Consider the following 19372-nt stretch of genomic DNA (forward strand, 5'->3'; position numbering starts at 1 on the left):
AATGAACTGAACATAATTTCATGAAGACTTATTGTGAAAACAAAATAGTGCAACCCTTGCTATTGCTGAGTCCAAAGATAGTTATGGAAATAATCCATACTGAGTTTCAGGCTCTCAATATGATTCATGGGGAGAAGATACTGTTACTCTTGATAACTTTTATACAAACTTAAGCTATGAGGACATGTAAATTTTAGGCCATGGAAATGTAGGTTATTTAATTCCAATAAGTCCAAGTGTTCCAGAGCCTTCTTCTTCTGCTGCTTTGATTTTATTTTTTGGATTAGGCTTAAGCGCTTACTCAAGAAGAAAGCAAACAAAAAATACAAACCATCTGATTCAGGCAAAACTCATCTATAGTTAATTTAAAATCTGGTCCCTTAACCGCTTAAAAATTGTAGCTAATACCTACATTTGCCACGGTAGTTTCTAAGCTACCCATTTCGTAACGTTCAAACCCAGCGCTCATCCCTAAACCCATATCCCATTCATATTGCCAACCAAGGGCTAAATATAAACCTACACCATCGCCTTCAAACAATAGATGACGATTACTTCTTAACTCATATTCATAAAACTGCGCACCAACTTTACCGTAAAGGCTATTTCGATTAGTAAGGGGTAACACCCCCTTTATAGCAGCAACTAAATTCGAATACTCCACATCATCAACTCCTACCCCAAATAAAGAGTCGTGATTAGCGGTAGTACAATGCCAGTCGTCATGCCTGTCTTCGTAACAATCCCACTCATCCACATCCACACCCACGTTTAAGCCCACTTCAATGGCAAAGTTTTGAGTAAAGTCATAATTATAAAATCCATAAACTTGGACTACACCGTCACCATCGGCTTCTGAGCCATTAAATTCTGCACCACCAGACGCGATATGAGCACCAAAGCTATATGGCTTTTGCAGGGTGTTAGCCAGCAGGTTTAAAGATGAAATAGATGTAACGGCAAGCAGTAATGAAAGTGATATTTTGGTAGCCATAAGATGTAACCCCTAACTAGAGTGAATATTAGTCAACATAATTTACAGTATCGGCTGTAGATAAATTATAGATTTTCACCTTACAAATGTTAGATTTTGTAAGAAAGTTGATGATTATCAATGTGTCTCATATTTCTGAGGCTGACATACTTCTAAAAGCCCCCCTTAATTTTCGTTGACCATAATTCCTTCTTAATAAAGTGTCATCATTTTTTACAAAACATTATTAATAAATAAAAAATTAAAATAAAACCCATTAAAAACAATGAGATAAAAAGTGGCACACATAGTGCTTATTGATTCAGTAGTATAATATTACTTTTAATTTAAGGAGTTTAAGAGTGAAGAGTTTAGTTGTTTTATTGGTTTCATTATTTACGGTAGTTACTGTCAACGCTACGCTAATTGATTTTGAAGATGTAGCTACATCAGGTGGAAGAATCGACTTAGCAGTATCAACACCTTACTCTGAAGAAGGTTATGTTTTAACGTCAACTCATAAGCATGCAGCGCTACTTGACTCTGCTTACATTGGTTCAGGGTTCGACTTTATTGGTAACGATACTGACTGGTTTGGTTTTTCTGAGTACAACACTGTTACTCTAACAGCTGCATCGGGAAGCACATTTGATTTTTCTGATTTAGTTCTAGGTTTAAATGCGTATGCATCTAGCTCTAGTATAGACGTACTTATTACCGGTAACTTGTTGAGTGGTGGTTCATTAGTAAGTAGCCTAACAAATATATCTACTGCTACGTTTGTAGATTTAGGATGGACTGGTCTGACTGAAGTTGTTTTCACTACATCTGATGATGTTGGTCTTGATAACCTTAATGTATTTGCTACTGCAGCAGCAGAAGTATCTGCACCGGGAGCATTTGCAATTATCGCTTTAGGTTTAGTTATGATTGGCTTCAGAAAAGCTAAAAATAGTTAATAACTGTTAGCCTCAATACCTCATACCTCATTAATAAAAAAGCCGAAGAAGCTATGTTTCTTCGGCTTTTTACTATATAAGCGACTTCAAATTCAATTCAATAATCGCTTGAGAGAGCTTAAAATCTATAACTTAATGAGTAATCAACAAAGGTTGAATCGATGAAGCTGTGCTTCATTTTATTTAATTCGATACTCAAACTTAACCCCATATCAAAATCCACTTGCCATCCTATCCCTACCGCGTAATTCAGACCAGTTTCGTTTACATTTCTGAAGCTGCCTTTTAAAGTGAAGTCATAATAATTCACTCCAGCTTTAACATAGGCGCGATTACGCCTAGATAAATCAAATGTTTTTCTAGCTGAGGTGACAAAAACTGAGTTGTCAAACACAGAGCCTTTTTCAATATCGTAATAATCCAATTCGAACATCCAATTGTTCGAAAAATTGTACCCGTACCCCAAACTATAATGCCCTGCATCCCAGCCCAATAGTGCAACTGAATCAAATTCTTCCTTCAGGTCGTAATCACCGTAACCTGCACCTATACTGAGTTGATGTTTTTCCTGTGCATTTGCCGCAAACGTTATTATCGGCAATAAAATCACTAATATTTTTTTCACTATATCTTCCCTATGATGAAACACTTCCGTTAAATCTATTTCATTTAGCTGGCCTTTGCAAATAAAACGGTTGTTGTACTGCCAGTAGCACAAAGTAAGCCTTAGGCTAGCCTAAGTCCTAGCATCACTAAATATAAATAAAACGCAGGATAAGCAAGATCAATCTTTGTTACTCTCCTTTTATAAATTATATGAATATCAAAAAAGCAAGCTTGGCGCCTACGCTAACCCATTGATATAAATATAATTAAGTTACTTTTTTGGATAAATGCCCCGTAATAAATACAGGGGAGATTATAAGAAATTACCAATCAATCAAATTAACAGGAACCGCTGTTTGGGGCATTTTTGTGGATATCATTTGAAAAAGCGACAGTGTTCAAGATTAGATAAATTCTAGATCAGTGAGCCCCCATTGAACTGGAACTCATCTGTGGAAAAGCTTCTCTTGCCCCTAGGGTGAAATGCAAAGATGTACTTCATGACATTACTCAGATGCATGATATGGGTTGTGGTGAACGAAGTGAATAAACTTCGTAAGCTCCGCGAATACCTCATGACCAAAAACCAATTACCCCCTTCTAATTTTGCTTTTAACTTTGTAAAATTCGCGCCCAGCTTAGAAAAACATACATAGATACATACAAGCATACTGGTACTTAAGCTCTGTGCCTTGTATGGTGTAACTTAAAGAGTAACCGCGGAAGAACATGCAGATCACTTCAGATAAAGAAACTATTAGAGAGATAATTGGTTTTATCAAAAATCAGGAAAAAACCTTACGTGCGCAACTTCCTTTTTTAGGTCACCAAAATACCTTAGGCTTAGGCATACTTTTATTGTCTGTATTGGGTTTTGTGACTTCTGGAGTATTATATTTTATTGGTGTTACCCCTGCTTGGGTTTGCATTATCCTTGGGGCATTAAGTACCTCTATAGCTCACGAAGTAGAGCACGATCTGATTCACCAGCAATATTTTAAATCCAACGCGATAATGTATAACTTCATGATGTTTATGGTTTGGGTTATCAGACCCAATACGATTAACCCTTGGTATCGTAAAAAAATTCATTTAAATCATCACAAAACCTCGGGTACTGCTCAGGATATTGAAGAACGTTTAGTGGGAAATGGCATTAAAAATCATTTACTTAGAATGCTAGTCGTGTGTGATGGATTACTCGGATTAATAGTACGCAGCAAACAATTTTCTCGTGAAATTAAAGGGTATAAATTTTTCACATTGTTTAATGCAGGCTTTCCTTTAACCACTATTTATTACATTGTTTTATATAGTTTTTTACTGATCCACACCTTTAACTTCATTGTTGAATACATGGCCGTTTTGATCCATTATCCGACTTGGCTAATGACACTTGTAGAGTGGATTAATTTTACAATGGTGGTATGGATAGCACCGAGTTTCTTACGTTCCGCATGTTTAAATTTTATCACCTCATCAATGCATTATTATGGGGGGGCTTTTAATATGCTGCAACAAACTCAAGTGTTAAACCATTGGTTTTTTATGCCATTCCAACTATTTTGTTTTAATTTTGGTAATACTCATACCATTCATCATTTTGTCCCTAGCCAACCTTTTTATATTCGTCAAATGATCAGTAAGCGAGTTAACGTTTTTCTAAAAGAGAAGGGCGTGAAATTTAATGATTTAACCAGCATACTTGCGGCAAATCGCTACCCCAGCAGCCAACAATTCTCTAATTAACGCAGCAGATAATGAAGCGCTGAAAGCAGTTACCAAGACTAGGGTGAACGAAGTGACTTCCTTGTTACGCAGCGATGCCCTATCACAATAAGCAACGAGCATGCTCAGTGCTCGCTGCGCAACTCTTTACTAAGGTTTCAAAAAATCGAGGTCATCTAAATCATCCATGCCAAAGTCATAACCGCCTTCAAAATCATCGTTGAGTTCGTTAGTAAGGTTTACAGACAGTTCTAATATTTCTGGAATGTAAATATCAATATTTTGTTGCGAACTGATGATGGTTTTAAATTCGTTAAACTCTAATAAAGCACTCTCATTCAGGAAGGTTTTGGTGCCACTTGGCTGCTGTTCTGCAAACTTAACCACACAATCCTCAAACTTTTCAAGCACCAGTTGCACATCAGTATCAGTCAAAAAAGTAATTAACTTATTGTAGCGTTCGTTGTTAAACACTTTCTCTTCAGAGTCTATCAACATTAGGCCAAGGGCTGAATTCAGAAACTTCTGTAACTCAAAACGTAAATAATCTTCATCGGTTTCTGGAATGACTACATTAGCCGCATATTTTGCAGACATAATTTTATGTAAGTTAAATAGCTTTAAGCTATTTTGACCTTGCTTCACTAGGTCGGCATGTAGCTGTATTATGTCTGAGGTGTCGGTTGCACCTAAAGCATAGGTACTTAAATCTATTTTCTTAAAATACTCAACCGATATCTCTTTTAAGCCTGCGTATTGGGCCCATCCAGCTCTAAAGCAATACACAATCCCTTGTGTTTTGATGATTTCTTTGGCTTTCTCGGTGCTATTTTCACAGTGACTCAGCAAGCCTAAATTAATAATACCCAATACAATTTCACAGGCTTTCTTAATATGATCAGCATAAATAATAGATAAATTGTCAGAGGCAATACGCAACGACATATCAGACAACTGCTGCTTAGTTTTATGCACAAACTCTTCAGAAAAGTACCCCTCAGCCAAGCCATCTTTTAACACCAAAAGAACGAAAGGTTTATTCCTTAACTCTGCGATTTTCATTGGATTATCCTATAGCGGCGCAAACATATCGTCTGTATCCATTTCAACGGCCGAAACTCTTTGTTTATTGGCGTTGTTCTTTAACGCGGCTTCGATATTGTCCAAAGTGCCATTAGTGCTCACGGTTAGCACTTCGTTGTAGGCTTCTTCACTTAAACTTTTAATTTTAAGTAGCAACTCTTCAATGCTCCCAGATACTTGCTCTTCATCATACTCTAGCTCAGAGAAGTCATGACCAATAAAAGGAAGAGATAAATACAACAAACCAAAGTCATCTTGTACCACAGCATTGAGTACCTCACGTTGTTTTGCATCATCATCATATGACAGAAATATTTGCGCCAATAAACTATGGGCTTCAGTTTGTACACTAAACAAAGATTCTTCGTCCAAGTTTTGCCAATAAGATGGCTCAACATTTAATAGCTTTTTGACTGACTCTGCATCCATTAACCAAGTAGCAATAGAAGGTATGGTGGCGTCATGCTCGCGCACAATTTTAGCAACAGTTAAAATATCCATCTCCGCAAATACGGCTAACATTGCGGTATCACCTTGTTCAGAGGCGATTTTTTCTAATGAGGTTCCCGCTTCTCTACCACTGTATTGGGCTTGCTCGGTAATGTCGGTAGCGAGAATTAGTGCTTTACTAGTCAAAAGATATTCCTCAAAAATAGGTTAATGTTATTCATCGTAACCGTAAGTGTTATAGCTTTCGTTTACGTCATTGTCGTCTACTTCTACCTCTTCTGGTAACGGTGTAGAGTCGTAAGTATTGTATAAATGGATCAGCAATATAGCAGTTTTAAGATCGTCTTCTGAGTGTTCCATCAATTGGGTGATGGTGGCTCTGGCGTCTGCATGAACACCGACAAAAGGTTTAACGTCAGCCCATAATGGTGGTTGAGTTAAGTCAACCTTAGCTAACTTTTCTGAATTAATTCTTACACTTAAGGTAATAGCCATGGCTAATTGGTCAACTAACCCTTTAAAAATCGCACTATTAGATGCCAATTGCTTTTGTAAGGTTTTTAAATAATTTCTCAATAAATCTGGGTTTTCTGGATCGCTTAGAGATTCCATATTTTCTAAATACATAGAAAATTCATCCGCTAAGTAAGCAGGGATTGGGGTGTCAAATTTCATGAATGGGGTTCCTACGACAAGGCGCTATGCCAAAACGAATCGGCAACTTCTCTTGGGTCAGTGATAACGGTATAAGTACTTTTAATGTATGCAGTGCGTTTTTGAGGATCAGCAATCTCTTCGTAGGCTTTTTGAATTAACTGAAACTTTTCTTTCGCCTCTTCACCATCGTTTCTATCTGGATGATATTGATTGGCCAGTTTACGATAGGCTTTCTTAATTTCAGTGGTGGTAGAGGTTCTGGTAACCCCTAGTAGCTCAAAATGATCCATAAAATATAACGTATCCAATGTGCAAAAAATGTAACTAAAAATGCCTATGTACTTAGTTTTCTATTTTACCTCTACCACAGGGTTTTAACAATGCTAGAGTGTGATTTACAAGCTGCATCTAAACATAAGCATTAAAACATAAAATCGCTGAAAACTAGCCTCGGCTTTGGCCCTATTTGACTTTTGTGATGACACAGCAGCTAATTGATAGTTAAATCATTTGTAAATTTGAATTACCCAAGGAGTTACCCATGAAACCCTTCACTCTTATACTGTTAGCATTCTCTCTATATTTTTCAATGGGGGCTTATGCTGACTCTGATGTTCGCCCCAGCCAACAGGTGAACGAATTATTAGATGGTTTACACACTGCCGCTAGCCAAGCTAACTTGGAGAAGTACCTAGATTCGTTCACAGCAAACGGAGTATTTATGGGTACAGATGATTGGGAAAGATGGACTCGACCTGTCACCTTAGATCAATACGTATCAGAACGCTTTGCTGGCGGCACTGGCTGGACTTACGTACCATTAGAGCGCAACCTCATATTCTCTGAAAACCGCAACACAGCTTGGTTTGATGAGATCATCGTTTCCAAAAAATGGGGCCGCTTTCGGGGCACAGGTACCGTTATCAAACTAGATGGACAATGGAAAATTGCTCACTATGCCATGTCTTTTTTAGTGCCTAATGAAGTGTGGGAAAACGTATCAGAGCTCAGTACTGAAGCATTTACAGAGCGAGCAAAAAATAACTAAACCACAGCCCCAGCTGCTAAGTAACATGTTTAATGGCTAAAATAACAGTGTGCAATTTTGCTTATACTTAAGGAGCTCAATATCAAATTATTCCAGATTATTTTTGTGTTCCTAGTGAGCCAGAATTTAACCGCTAACACGGTGTCAAGTGAGTTACATCATGAAGGATATGCTGAGATTATGTTTGCAACCAAGCTCAGCTCAAGTCAACTACCTTTTACCTTACAAGGGCCGATACTAGAGGGCTGCCAATATGTGAAATTCACCCAATATCCGAATGTAAGCGTAATGGTTGATAAGGGTATTATTACCCGAATCGATAGCAACAAAGTAGCAAGGCTAACTCAGAACACGCCATTTCATGCCTTAGTAACAGGCACAATGACCTTTAAAGCTTTCAAACAAACTTACCCAAAGATTGAAGTGCAAGAGCATGAATACGAGAATGGCTTTTACTTGACTTGGTTCAATCAACAACAAGATAAGGCCATAGTCGTTGATTATGTTAATGGCAAAGTTAGCGCTATTAAAGCCGGGTTGGTGCCCAATGTATTATTTGTAGAAGGATGCGCCTAATGACTGGAATTCTTAGACAAGCAGCTACTGCAATTTATATGTCACGTTGCAATATCAAATCTATCAGATGGTTAGGGTTGCTTGTAGTGGCTTTAAGCGCATGTGTACCTGTATTTCGCAGCGAATATTTATCGCCTAGTTGGCAAGGGAGCTTAGTAGATGGGCAAAGTGGTCAACCTTTGGTGGGGGTTGAAGTAACAGATCTCTACACCCAAGAGAAAGCCACCACTGATCAGCAAGGTCATTTTACATTACCACCCGCAACCAGTAAGTTTAGTTTTAAACTGCCCGCTGCAAGCATGGCTGGGGTTTATCAAATTGAAGTGGCGCTACCCAATATCTCTGTACGTTTTACCGGTAGACGGTTAGTGGTAACTTCTGAACCGTCTGAGTTTGATATAGAGGCTTTCCCTATTCTCCCAGAAGTAACGTTGCCATTTAGGTTAGCAACCAAAGATACTTTAATTACACTACCCAAAAGTATGATAGACGACTGTGGTGCACCATTACTCAATGCTATTAGCCTGGCAAACTCAGCGCGATTATATAAAAAATTACTAGCTGATCAGCAAAACTTAGGTGTTACTTTAATTACGCTGCAGCATGTTGAGTCTGCATATTTTTGGGCCGAACAAAGTTAGGGATATGCAGGTAGCGTTTGCTTTAAGCAAAACTATGAACAATCACAGTTTTTTTCAACATTTGTCACAATGTTTTACGATGAAGCCAGAATGTATTCATTGGCATATGAATAAGAGCGATAAGATGAAAACCAACAGTTTATTACTATTACCTCTTGCAGCCTTAGGATTAAGTGCTTGTGTTTTTGAACAAAAGGTAGGAGGTCCTTGCTCCTACTCTGTCGCCTTTGGTAACGCAAAAGTTACCGCTATTTATCCAAACTACAGCGTGTTAACCAGTGAGGGGTTAGAGTATCAAGTGCCTATTAAGCTCTTTACATTAGCCCCTCAATTAGAACACGAATATAAAATAACTTTTGAAAAGATCACCAAGGGAAGTTGTACCCCTGTAGTAGTAAAAGCGGTAGAGTTAATTTCAACTTAGCTCCTCCACTCACCACTTTACATTTTACCGCTAGTTGTTTGAATACCCGCCCATTGCTTCTCTAATAAAGGGAATGCTTTCTGCATTTCTAAGGTACTGGGGCTCTAATCTACGTTGCGACTGCTGCTCATATCCGTATGCGTAGGCTAGTACGTCTGCATCAGTGTGTTTAGTTCCAATAAATGATAAGCCTACCGACAAATAATGAATACCTCCCATTGGAACAGTAATGTGGGGATACCCAGCCTTAGCAGCATGACCACCCAACCCAGGCCAACCGTTTGGCCACACGTCACCATTTATTGGGTCAACTCTTGGTACAGTTAAGCCTGATGGAGCCACTAGCACTTGCACATCATACTCTTGTAAAAGCTTATCTATGCCCTCTTTACCAGTAGCTTTTTGTACCATAGTAAGGGCAGTTCTATATTCATCACTTTCAAGAGTGCCCATGGCTTGTGAGGCTGTAAAAATACTTTGGTCGAATAAGCTCAACTCAACATCTTTATTTACCAGATTAAAATCGATTAACTCTTGTAGAGAACGGGTACTGACTTTATCAGAGGGAGTAGAAGCTAAATACTTATTCAATCCATCTTTAAATTCATACTTGAGAATGTCGTAACTCATTCTTCCGAAGTCATCTGGAGTTGCAGGGCGCTCATCTATATTCACTAAAACTGCGCCCGCCGCTTCTAAATCTTTAAGTGCCCTATCAAAATGGGCCAAGATAGGAGTCGAATTGCCTTTAGCAAAATTTAACACCCCTATTCGAACATCTTTTAAGGAATTTTTTACAAGGCCAACCGTGTAATCTTTATCAGGTGTAGCAGTAGCCATAGCATTCATCATTATCGCAGCCCCCATTACCGTTTTAGTCATGGGGCCTGCTGTATCCTGAGATACCGAAATGGGAATAATGAACTCTTGTGGTACTAGGCCCACACTAGGCTTAAAGCCTACAATACCATTAGCATTAGATGGACAAATGACAGAACCGTTAGTTTCGGTGCCCACGGTTGCTGCCGCTAGTGACGCTGCAGTAGCAGCCCCCGAACCAGAGCTAGAACCGCAAGGATTACGGTCTAACATATGAGGGTTACGTACTTGTCCCCCTAATGCACTCCAACCACTCATAGACCCTTCAGACCTAAAATTCGCCCATTGGCTCAAGTTCGTTTTACCTAAAATAATGGCTCCTTGAGCCCGTAAACCGGCCACTAAAGGGCTATCTCGCCCTGTAATATTATCTTTTAAAGCCAGAGCTCCAGCGGTTGTGGCTATATTATCTTTTGATTCAATATTGTCTTTAAGTAGCACAGGTACACCATGCAGACGCCCTAACACTTGACCTGCAGCTCGCTGTTCATCAAGGGCTTTGGCTTGAGCAAGTGCATCTGGGTTTAACGCTAAAACAGTCTGTAATTTAGGGCCGTTTTTATCGATATTCTCAATACGCTCAAGATATAAATTCACTAGCCGCTCAGAACTAACTTTACCGGTTTCAAGGGCGTCAATAATTTCAGGCAAAGTACCAGCAATCAAACCAGAAGCCTTAAAGTCTATCACCTTAGTTTGAAACGGTTGCGGGGCAGGTTCATCAACGACAGGTTGACAGGCAGTGAGTACAAGGCCAATAGCCAAACTAGATATAAGTGTATGCTTCATATAATTGTCTTTATTTTGTTATTATTATTAAAAGAAGAGATACCAAGCTAATAAAACCTAGCAAGCATTGCAAGGCTCATATGCTTAATTAGCTGTTTAATAAGATTTATGGCCTCTTACAATCACAACCAGATTATGTGAATATTATTCACTTGTACTCCTAAAATATTACACAGTCGTGGATAGCATTAAACAAATCGATATTGATACTTGGCACAGAAAACAACACTTTGAGTTTTATTCTACCTTTTCACAGCCGTTTTTCAATATATGCGCAACCGTTGATGTATCCCAAACCCTCGTTTTTTGTAAAGACAATGATCTGTCATTTTTTATCTGTTCTTTGTTTATTTTAGGTTACACAGCGAATCAAATTGAGCCGCTAAGGCTGCGTGTAAATAACAACAAGGTAGAGTTACACGACGAATTAGACATCAGCTGTACTGTGCTCAATAACAATCAAAGCTTTGGCTTTTGTGATTTTGGAAAATGCCAAGAGTTTAAAACTTTCTATCACAATGCTGAGCAACAAATCAGCCATTTAAAAAAGCACAACTCACCGCTGATGACAGCTGATAGCAAGGCCAACAGTATATTTTGCTCGGTCTTACCTTGGTTACATTTCACTAGTTTTTCTCATGCCCAAAAACAAAGTGAACATGACTCCATACCTAGAATTGTGATGGGTAAATTTAAGAAAAAACATAAAGAAGTCATCATGCCGGTATCGGTAGAAGTTCACCATGCGTTAGTAGATGGCCTCCATGTTGGTCAATACTTTGAAAAGCTACAACACAATTTCGACAACTTTTTTACGGACAAAAAAAAGCCTGACAATTATCAGGCTTAAAAGAGAACACACATAAAAACTATATACTCAGACGATGACTATAGACTTTAGTTCAATAAAATTGAAAATAATCTGATTTTCTAAAATGGCATCTAATTTGCTGAATACCAGCTTTTAGTAGATTGGAAAAACCATGAAACATCACCTCAAAAAATTCCTACAGTTAGGTTTACTATTACCTTTAGGTGCATCTATGGCCTCAGTTTCTGCAGCTGACGCCATTAACCTTAATTACATTGAAGGCCGAATTTTTAATGACTTTGAGATAACAGGCTCTTATCAAATTAACTCTGACTGGTTTACTTTTGCTAGCTACTTAAATAAAGATCACGGTATAGAAGATTATAACAACTTAGAATTTGGCGGTGGTTTGTTAGTAAGAGGTTTAATGGACCATGACTTAATAACCACTGCATCACTGGTTAGGCGTAGCGTTAATAATTATAATGATACCGGAATAAGTGTTTCTGTTGGTGTGCGAGATTTTTTCTTTCAAGATTACCTGAACGATGTTGACGTATTGCAACCAATTGAACTTCGTGGTGCGTTTATTATAGAAGAAGTAGGTGATTTCGATACCTACATCGAACTAGGAGCCGACTATCATTTTACTCCTAATTTTTCTGCCGGTCTGCAACTTGATTTAGGTGGATACGAAGACACAATCAGCTTAGGTGCTCGCTGGTTCTATTAATGCCATTAGAAACGTTATTTTTTAAAGTCAGTTGATGGTTTTAAAATACAATAATAAAAAAGCGCGATAGCTAACTAAGCTATCGCGCTTTTTTTAAACATACTTAATGTTTAAAGCGAGCCGATCACACCTTCTCTGCGCTTATCGGCAGCACCAACTAAGGTCCCATCAGGTTTACGCATGATGACGCTTAACCCTGAGTTTTCGCCTCGAGAAGCATCTACATCAAAGCCCATATCTTTCATGGCTGATATTAATGACTCTGGCGCCGCGCCTTTTTCTAAACGTACGGTTTTACCACGGGCAACCATATTAGGTAAATCAACCGCAGCTTGTGGATCTAAATCCCATTCAAATACTCCCACCATAGTTTTAACTGTATAAGCAATAATATTATTACCGCCTGGCGAACCGGTTGCCAATAAAAACTCGCCATCTTTATCTAAAACGATAGAAGGAGACATAGACGAACGTGGGCGCTTGTTAGCAGCAACAGCATTCACAATAGGGTTGCCGTCTTTATCATGGTGCTGAAAAGAGAAATCAGTTAACTGGTTATTCAAAAACATGCCACCAACCATACGGGTAGTACCAAAGATACTCTCAACCGTTGCTGTCATTGATACCACGTCACCTTCGCTATCCACTATTACAAAATGGGTAGTACCGTGAACATCTTGTGTGGCATCAATACCGGCTGTGGTTTCACTTGGCGCACCGTTGTAGGCCCAAGGGTTACCAACAGCATAAGTATCGGCCGTGGCTTTATCAGAAATAAGTAAAGCCCGCTTTGCCAAATATTCTTTATTCAACATCCCTTTAATAGGCATATCTACAAAGTTAGGGTCAGCAATAAACTGGTCTCTGTCAGCGTAAGCAAGTTGTTGTGCTTGTGCCATTACAGCCCAGTTTTTAGGATCATCAGGGCCCGCCGCACTTGGCTTAGGACCATTTTCTAAAATCCCCATAATCATGCCTACAGCCAACCATGAAGATGGCGGCGGCGCACCACAAATTTGAGTATCGCGGTAATCCTGACACAAAGCTTCCCGTTTAACTGGTTTATATGCTGCAATATCTTCTGCCGTTAATGAACCTGCTCTTGGCTGTTGTTGAACCATAGCAGCGATTTCTTTAGCAATTTCGCCTTGGTAAAATTCAGTTGGGTCTTTCGCAATGATTTCTAATGTTTTCGCGTATTCAGGATTTTTTAACAGGTAGCCTTCTGGATGAGCAACGCCCGCTTCGTCATAAAAGTATTCAAAGGCATCAGTTGGACCATCTTCTGGCTTGCTTGGGATATATTTCCCGAACCGTTCTAACATGCCGTGTAAACGAGGAGAGATTTCAAACCCTTCATTTGCTAGCTTACTAGCATAACTAAATAAGCTACTCCACTCTAAGGTACCTTGTTCTTTATGAGCCATAGATAACATAGCTAACACACCCGGCACGCCGGTAGATAAACCACTGGTTTTAGCTTGAATAAAGGGCATAGAGTCGCCGTTTTCTAGCATAAACATATCTGGCGTTGCACCACTTGGCGCTGATTCACGGCCGTCATAGACAGCTAAAGACTTGGTTTCACTATCATAATGCACCATAAAAGCACCGCCCGCTAACCCCGAACTTTGAGGCTCAACCAAACTCAATACTGATTCAATAGCTATAGCTGCATCCACCGCGGAGCCACCAGCCTTTAACACTTCTAAACCAGCAGCTGTCGCATGTGGGTTAGCGGTTACTACCATAGCCTGTTTTTTAGGGGCTTCAATTTTCTGTTCGATTTTTAGTTCTGTAGGTTTTTCTACTGAGTCGCACCCAAAAAGTGTGGCCGACAATACTCCTAATGCGAGTAAGTGAAACTTCATAGCTTGTTCCTTATAGTTGAAACTTAATCATTAAAATCTGGTATTTGCGGTCAGATAGTAAAGTGTTGAGTGAATAGATGGGCTCACGTTAAAAAGGTAAACGTGCAATACATCATCATTTTGACGCCTGAGGGGGTCAGTGATTAAATTTTTAACATATATCAGTACCTACTGACAACGAACTTAAGTTAATGAGCAGTTATTTAAGGTAAAAAAACCAAAGGTTCAACAACTCTTCTGAAAAATTAACACCTTAATTACAAAGGGTAAATTTAATAAATGCCAAAAACCGACACAATTAGTTAAAGATCATTAAAGCTTAGAAGTGACAATACTATGCTTGTCACTTCTATTAGTTATGCTGGTCAGTTATTAAAAGGTAACTACCACACTAAAACGAGCAGTAGAACCGCTATATAGATTATTGATGACACGGTTAGGCTGACCTTGATAGGATCTTTCAGGGTAATCTAGAATATTATTCAATGAAAAGCGCGCAGCCACTTGCTCGCTATAATGCCAAGTAACCGCTTGGTTCCATATCAAGACTTTCTCTCGAATAGTATCTTGCATGGCACTTGCACCTACATCGTCTACGGCTTCACTTTGCCAAGAAAATTGCGAACGGTATTGCCAATCGTCTTGTGCTAATAATAGGTTAAACGCAACCCTATGTTCTGCCCGCTCTGGCATAGCAATTGTGCGGTCGCTCAGCTCAGCTTCACTGTCAGAATAGGTATAACCAAGTTTTACTTCAGCTTTGCTAATCATTGGAAGGCTAAATTGCTGTAACCAAAACGTTTGAATCCCTTTGATAAAGCCATCTTTACCATTTTCAACACGGGCCACTTCATATAAGTCTTCGCCAATCAATTCAGTGGTATTCGAATCATAAAAGAAATCAGACACTCTATTGTAATAAACACCGGCCACCAGCTTGCCAGAATCCGAATATTGATACTCAAGTCCAGCATAAAGGTTTTCTATGGTAGTTGCTTCAAGCTCAGGATTCCCCTCGGTTATTGATAGGGTAGCCACATTTGCCCGTCTATAACTTACTGTATCAAAGTATTGCGGACGCATTAATTGCTGAAAATACGCTGTTTTCAAAGATAGTTGTTGGTTTACGGCATATCGTAATTCTAATGAAGGCAGCCAATGCTGGTAGTCATTCCCTCCCTCTACAAATGCTGCATCAAAACTATCAAATGTTTCTTCAACTAGTTCGCCATTTATCATTACACTGGTGATAGCATCACCTTGAGACGCGATATCAGTATCAGGCGAGGCATACACTGCACCTCGAGTAGCGGTTTCGGTTTTTTCAAACCGTAAACCGGCCCGCCAAAACCAATCTTGCCGCTGTTGATAGGCATTCACGTATACCGAACTCACTGTTTCTTCACTGGTGTAAATGTCTTGAATCGTTTCCAAAAAAGACTGACTAAGATTAAGCTCAAACTGTTCATTTAGGTTATTTTCAAAGTAAGCCGCACCGTTAGAAACCCCCAGCCCAGCAGGCAATGAAAAACCATTATCGATAATACGTGTGCTTGTGTTATTCGCCACTAACTCATCTAAATAAAATGAATTAGATGTGGAACCATATACAGCGCGATCGTTATCTACAGCTCTCTCTTTGTTTCGCCACGAAGCACCCGCTTCTAACCAAAAATCATGTTCAGCAAAAGTGAACTGTCTATCCCAATTGACCAAAAATGCATAGTCTGTATCTGTGGTGACACTCTGTGCTACTCGATAATTTGAATACACTGCATTGCTTGTGTCATAAATATCGCTATTAGTGACATTTACAGAGGGTAAATATTTATCATTAAGAGCGTAGGTTGCAGAAACGTCACTATCAATAAAATTCCACGGCAACCAAAGCTTGTCATTTACCCAACGGCTGTAATAGGTATTCACCTCCAAAGAGCCCCTTTCTCTGTCTAGAGTAAAACCAAGCTTGTGTCTATTTACATCTCTGGCTGTATCTAAACGATGAAAATAACGACGAATTTTAGCATCTGAGACCGCAGCTTCACTTATAGTATTACCATCATGACTAAGCACAGTTTCACTAAGGTCAGCCGCCCCAAACTGTACTTCAAATCGATTACGCGTAGCAATATCATCATAGTTAGTATTCAAACCTTCATAAGACACTATCAATGCCTCGTTAACTTGGTAATCAGCGCGCCAACGAGTATTAATACTTTGGGTTTGAATGCCGTCTTGGGTATATCTAGGGTAACCTAGAGTTAAAACATCACCCGTTGATAAATCAGAATTGGTATCCAACAACCAACGAGATGCATATAAATCTACCAATCGTTCAGAGTTACTTTTTTGAGCTTGCATCTGCAAACTTAATTTTCCAAAAGACTTAGCCAGCTTGATACTGCCACCAGCCACCAGCTCTTTGGCGATTGATTGGTAATTTAGGTTAGCTTCTGTTCTAACCATTGACCCATTAGGTTTGCCTTTGCTTAACTTAAACTGCGACCTAAAATCCACTCCTTCAGCATCAAAGGATGCGCCTAAAACATCCCCCGGAGTACTCAAATTTTGATACTCAGAAGCAATTGGGCTTCGTTTCAAAAGAACGCGGTCTCGTTCACGTGAACTTTGATTTGTTGAATCTTGTGAAGTATTGGTATTGGCTGTAGCTTGTGCACTCACATAGCTATAATTAAAAACAAGTAATAAGCAACAACTCCATAAAGAGAATGACTTTTTATTTGTATAGCGAGATTTAGCCCAATTTTTCGGTTGACTTACAGCAATCATGTACTTCCTTAAAAATACTAACTAGCAGACGATATTATCCCGTCTTTTGTGGTTATGGCTTTAACGGCGGAATTATACTTAGATTTTAATCTAGGTGGGGAAATTGATAGATTAAAAATCACAGCCACTAAATATCTAGTTATTTTCTAAATTCAAAACCTAAAGGTAACTGCGCGCCAAGTAAGTGCAAATCTATCCTTCGCCCCAAATAAACGTCTAGAAAGTTGCCACACAGCCCATATAAAAACCCACTAAGCACATGTTTTATAATAACTTTTCAAATGGCATTCATATCTCTATTTAAGGCATTATTACTGCATAGCAACTAACAAAAAAGGATGATTTACAATCCTACAGCCAATACATTGGAGGTTTAATGTACTTTTCTACACGTTTTCAACTCCCCACAACTCTTTTAGCGTTGACCATAATTAGCCTAAGCGCATGTTCACCATCAGAACCTAAAAAAGAGGTTGTTGAGCCTTCAGCAAAAATGGAATTTAGTGACGAAATAAAAACGCGACAACTTATTACTCAAGTGGCACTTGGACGACAAAAAGCGGATTTAATTGTACAGAATGTCACCCTGTTAAATGTTTTCACTCAAGAATGGCAACCCAACCAAGATATTGTCGTGGCAGCAGGAAGAATTGCATGGACAGGCGACACTGGACAATGGCAAGGCAGTGCAACTGAAATATTTGATGCCAACGAAATGTGGGCGGTACCCGGTTTTGGAGAATCCCATAAACATATTGAAAGTTCATACCTAACCCCAGAATATGAAGCCGCATTAGTGATCCCCCATGGCAATACTTGGACAGTGGAGGGCTCCCATGAAGTATCAAATGTAGTAGGTACCCGAAACGCAGAGTTTTGGTTAGCCGCTGAGCAGGCAGGCAGCCCATTAAAAATATTTCCTGCGATAGGCTCAGCCACACCACCAACGGTTTATGAGTCAGGAGGGGGATATTATGGCTATAAGGAAATGCATGATTTTATGCAACATGACTTACGAGTGGTGGCTTTAGGTGAAGTTATGGATTGGTCTGCAGTTATTAATGTCGATAACGGTGGCCATCAAAGATTATGGGAAATGATACAAGCAACATACGAAAATAGAGGTGTGGTTGAAGGTCACGGTATGAACCTGCACTCACAAACTGATATAAGTGCATTTGCAGCTGCAGGGTTAGCCTCTGACCACGAAGTTCGTTTAGCTCAAGAGGGTATTGAAAAACTAAGACGAGGGATTTTTTTAGAGGTTAAACATGCAGCTTTTGATACCTTATTACCCAAGTTAATAGAGATGAATTTACAAGATTGGAGCAATATATCGGTCACCACAGACGATAGAGATGTATTTGCAACCTTGCAGCTAGGCTCAATGGATTACAACATTCGCAGTGCCATTGAACAGGGCGTGCCCACTCCAATAGCCTATCAACTTGGTAGCTACAATACCGCTAGGCATTTTCGTATCGACCACCTAGTAGGTTCATTAGCTCCAGGTCGTTACGCTGACATAGTATTATTAAGTGACCCCGACACCGTAGCCATAGAGCGAGTATATGCCAGTGGTCTGTTGGCTGCTATTAAAAAAGAATATCAGTTACCTATTGTTGAGATTGACTATGCTAGTTGGGCTACAGATACCATGAATGTCGGGCGAGCTTTAACAGCAGAAGATTTTAGTATTGTTGCACCAGAGGGAAAAACCTCCGTTAGCGCCGCCATTTTACAACCTTTTTGGTTTAAACCAGAGTTTATAACTCAAACGTTACCGGTATCTTCAAATGGCACAGTAGATGCTAATCCTGAGGAAAACTTAATTAAAGTTGCCATGGTTGACCGTTATCATGGCACTGCAGCCGTATCTAAAATGATATGGAAGAATGTCGGCCCAAAAACTACTAAGTCAGCCCTTGCTAGCTCACAGTCACACGACCTACACAATATTTGGAGTATGGGAAATAACGATGCCGCAATGGCACTAGCTGCCAATACCGTAGCCCAGATGGGCGGTGGCTGGGCACTTGTCAAAGAAGGGAAAGTGGTAGCAAAAGTGAAGCTTGATATTGCAGGCTTGATGACCTCGAGACCCGTACAAGAAGTAGCAGACGAAATGGAGCACTTGCTACAACAGGCCGACTCTATGGAATGGATAGGTATGCCAGGATTACCAGAAAGAATGCGGTTTGCCTTTTTAACGGCTGCTCCATGGAAATGGCAGTTAGTTGCGCCTTACGAAGGTAATTTAGGCGGGTTAGTCAATGTAACCACAGGCGAAACTCACCCGGTCATTTGGTAGTGGCGAAAAGAATTAAAACTAAGGGTTACTTAATATTATGGGG

Annotated in this window: 18 protein-coding genes; 9 read left to right on the plus strand and 9 right to left on the minus strand. The window is 39.5% G+C overall.

From position 1 onward, the window contains the following. Positions 1-388 precede the first annotated feature (388 nt). The gene (locus ABJE44_RS14275; protein WP_348110192.1) at positions 389-994 is read right to left on the minus strand and encodes an outer membrane beta-barrel protein; all 606 of its coding nucleotides are present in this window, start codon (positions 992-994) and stop codon (positions 389-391) included. A 341-nt stretch (positions 995-1335) separates the two neighbouring features. On the opposite strand from ABJE44_RS14275, the gene ABJE44_RS14280 reads away from it, so the two are divergent. After that, positions 1336-1932 carry a hypothetical protein gene (locus ABJE44_RS14280; protein ID WP_348110191.1) on the plus strand — a complete coding sequence of 199 codons (597 nt, stop codon included), beginning with the start codon at positions 1336-1338 and terminating at the stop codon, positions 1930-1932. Positions 1933-2050: 118 nt separating this feature from the next. Here ABJE44_RS14280 and ABJE44_RS14285 read toward each other — a convergent pair whose 3' ends face one another. Next, complete coding sequence (locus ABJE44_RS14285; RefSeq protein ID WP_348110190.1) at positions 2051-2557, minus strand: porin family protein; 507 nt, start codon at positions 2555-2557, stop codon at positions 2051-2053. Between the two features lie 710 nt (positions 2558-3267). Between ABJE44_RS14285 and ABJE44_RS14290 the strand changes: the two genes are divergently transcribed. Beyond that, entirely contained in the window at positions 3268-4287 is a 1020-nt protein-coding gene (locus ABJE44_RS14290) for a fatty acid desaturase (RefSeq protein ID WP_348110189.1), read from the plus strand. Positions 4288-4416: 129 nt separating this feature from the next. Here ABJE44_RS14290 and ABJE44_RS14295 read toward each other — a convergent pair whose 3' ends face one another. The 4 genes from ABJE44_RS14295 to ABJE44_RS14310 are packed head-to-tail and all read right to left on the minus strand — an operon-like array spanning position 4417 to position 6746. Continuing rightward, positions 4417-5328 carry a hypothetical protein gene (locus ABJE44_RS14295; RefSeq protein ID WP_348110188.1) on the minus strand — a complete coding sequence of 304 codons (912 nt, stop codon included), beginning with the start codon at positions 5326-5328 and terminating at the stop codon, positions 4417-4419. 9 nt (positions 5329-5337) lie between these two features. Further along, complete coding sequence (locus ABJE44_RS14300; RefSeq protein ID WP_133471246.1) at positions 5338-5985, minus strand: hypothetical protein; 648 nt, start codon at positions 5983-5985, stop codon at positions 5338-5340. 27 nt (positions 5986-6012) lie between these two features. Continuing rightward, positions 6013-6474, minus strand: coding sequence for a hypothetical protein (locus ABJE44_RS14305; RefSeq protein ID WP_348110187.1), 462 nt, complete (start codon positions 6472-6474; stop codon positions 6013-6015). Between the two features lie 11 nt (positions 6475-6485). Next, the gene (locus tag ABJE44_RS14310) at positions 6486-6746 is read right to left on the minus strand and encodes a DnaJ domain-containing protein (protein WP_133471248.1); all 261 of its coding nucleotides are present in this window, start codon (positions 6744-6746) and stop codon (positions 6486-6488) included. A 251-nt stretch (positions 6747-6997) separates the two neighbouring features. On the opposite strand from ABJE44_RS14310, the gene ABJE44_RS14315 reads away from it, so the two are divergent. The 4 genes from ABJE44_RS14315 (at position 6998) to ABJE44_RS14330 (ending at position 9145) form a co-directional block, all read left to right on the plus strand. Next, positions 6998-7504: a nuclear transport factor 2 family protein gene (locus ABJE44_RS14315; RefSeq protein ID WP_348110186.1), complete on the plus strand. Its 507-nt coding sequence runs from the start codon at positions 6998-7000 to the stop codon at positions 7502-7504. 114 nt (positions 7505-7618) lie between these two features. Then, a complete protein-coding gene (locus tag ABJE44_RS14320) occupies positions 7619-8080 on the plus strand; it encodes a hypothetical protein (RefSeq protein WP_348110185.1) in 462 nt (153 codons plus the stop codon). Then, positions 8080-8721, plus strand: a complete 642-nt coding sequence (locus ABJE44_RS14325; RefSeq protein ID WP_348110184.1) for a hypothetical protein — start codon at positions 8080-8082, stop codon at positions 8719-8721. Before ABJE44_RS14320 ends, ABJE44_RS14325 begins: the two co-directional genes overlap by 1 nt. A gap of 124 nt (positions 8722-8845) precedes the next feature. Beyond that, positions 8846-9145: a hypothetical protein gene (locus tag ABJE44_RS14330; protein ID WP_348110183.1), complete on the plus strand. Its 300-nt coding sequence runs from the start codon at positions 8846-8848 to the stop codon at positions 9143-9145. 30 nt (positions 9146-9175) lie between these two features. Here ABJE44_RS14330 and ABJE44_RS14335 read toward each other — a convergent pair whose 3' ends face one another. Further along, entirely contained in the window at positions 9176-10813 is a 1638-nt protein-coding gene (locus tag ABJE44_RS14335) for an amidase (protein ID WP_348110182.1), read from the minus strand. Positions 10814-10991: 178 nt separating this feature from the next. Here ABJE44_RS14335 and ABJE44_RS14340 point away from each other — a divergent pair, with 178 nt between their 5' ends. Further along, a complete protein-coding gene (locus ABJE44_RS14340) occupies positions 10992-11663 on the plus strand; it encodes a CatA-like O-acetyltransferase (RefSeq protein WP_348110181.1) in 672 nt (223 codons plus the stop codon). Between the two features lie 133 nt (positions 11664-11796). Then, entirely contained in the window at positions 11797-12357 is a 561-nt protein-coding gene (locus ABJE44_RS14345; protein ID WP_348110180.1) for a hypothetical protein, read from the plus strand. A gap of 110 nt (positions 12358-12467) precedes the next feature. On the opposite strand, the gene ggt is transcribed toward ABJE44_RS14345, so the two are convergent. Continuing rightward, a complete protein-coding gene (gene ggt / locus ABJE44_RS14350) occupies positions 12468-14228 on the minus strand; it encodes a gamma-glutamyltransferase (protein ID WP_348110179.1) in 1761 nt (586 codons plus the stop codon). A gap of 372 nt (positions 14229-14600) precedes the next feature. Beyond that, the gene (locus ABJE44_RS14355; RefSeq protein WP_348110178.1) at positions 14601-17018 is read right to left on the minus strand and encodes a TonB-dependent receptor; all 2418 of its coding nucleotides are present in this window, start codon (positions 17016-17018) and stop codon (positions 14601-14603) included. 376 nt (positions 17019-17394) lie between these two features. Between ABJE44_RS14355 and ABJE44_RS14360 the strand changes: the two genes are divergently transcribed. Further along, complete coding sequence (locus ABJE44_RS14360) at positions 17395-19329, plus strand: adenine deaminase C-terminal domain-containing protein (protein WP_348110177.1); 1935 nt, start codon at positions 17395-17397, stop codon at positions 19327-19329. Positions 19330-19372: the final 43 nt, after the last annotated feature.

This window comes from Paraglaciecola sp., from assembly GCF_039942875.1.
In the GTDB taxonomy this organism is placed as follows: domain Bacteria; phylum Pseudomonadota; class Gammaproteobacteria; order Enterobacterales; family Alteromonadaceae; genus Paraglaciecola.

Coding starts and splice junctions, on each gene's coding strand:
- ABJE44_RS14275 (WP_348110192.1), bottom strand. CDS start 994: ATGGCTACCAAAATATCACTTTCATTACTGCTTGCCGTTACATCTATT.
- ABJE44_RS14290 (WP_348110189.1), top strand. CDS start 3,268: ATGCAGATCACTTCAGATAAAGAAACTATTAGAGAGATAATTGGTTTT.
- ABJE44_RS14295 (WP_348110188.1), bottom strand. CDS start 5,328: ATGAAAATCGCAGAGTTAAGGAATAAACCTTTCGTTCTTTTGGTGTTA.
- ABJE44_RS14305 (WP_348110187.1), bottom strand. CDS start 6,474: ATGAAATTTGACACCCCAATCCCTGCTTACTTAGCGGATGAATTTTCT.
- ABJE44_RS14310 (WP_133471248.1), bottom strand. CDS start 6,746: ATGGATCATTTTGAGCTACTAGGGGTTACCAGAACCTCTACCACCACT.
- ABJE44_RS14315 (WP_348110186.1), top strand. CDS start 6,998: ATGAAACCCTTCACTCTTATACTGTTAGCATTCTCTCTATATTTTTCA.
- ABJE44_RS14325 (WP_348110184.1), top strand. CDS start 8,080: ATGACTGGAATTCTTAGACAAGCAGCTACTGCAATTTATATGTCACGT.
- ABJE44_RS14330 (WP_348110183.1), top strand. CDS start 8,846: ATGAAAACCAACAGTTTATTACTATTACCTCTTGCAGCCTTAGGATTA.
- ABJE44_RS14335 (WP_348110182.1), bottom strand. CDS start 10,813: ATGAAGCATACACTTATATCTAGTTTGGCTATTGGCCTTGTACTCACT.
- ABJE44_RS14345 (WP_348110180.1), top strand. CDS start 11,797: ATGAAACATCACCTCAAAAAATTCCTACAGTTAGGTTTACTATTACCT.
- ggt (WP_348110179.1), bottom strand. CDS start 14,228: ATGAAGTTTCACTTACTCGCATTAGGAGTATTGTCGGCCACACTTTTT.
- ABJE44_RS14355 (WP_348110178.1), bottom strand. CDS start 17,018: ATGATTGCTGTAAGTCAACCGAAAAATTGGGCTAAATCTCGCTATACA.
- ABJE44_RS14360 (WP_348110177.1), top strand. CDS start 17,395: ATGTACTTTTCTACACGTTTTCAACTCCCCACAACTCTTTTAGCGTTG.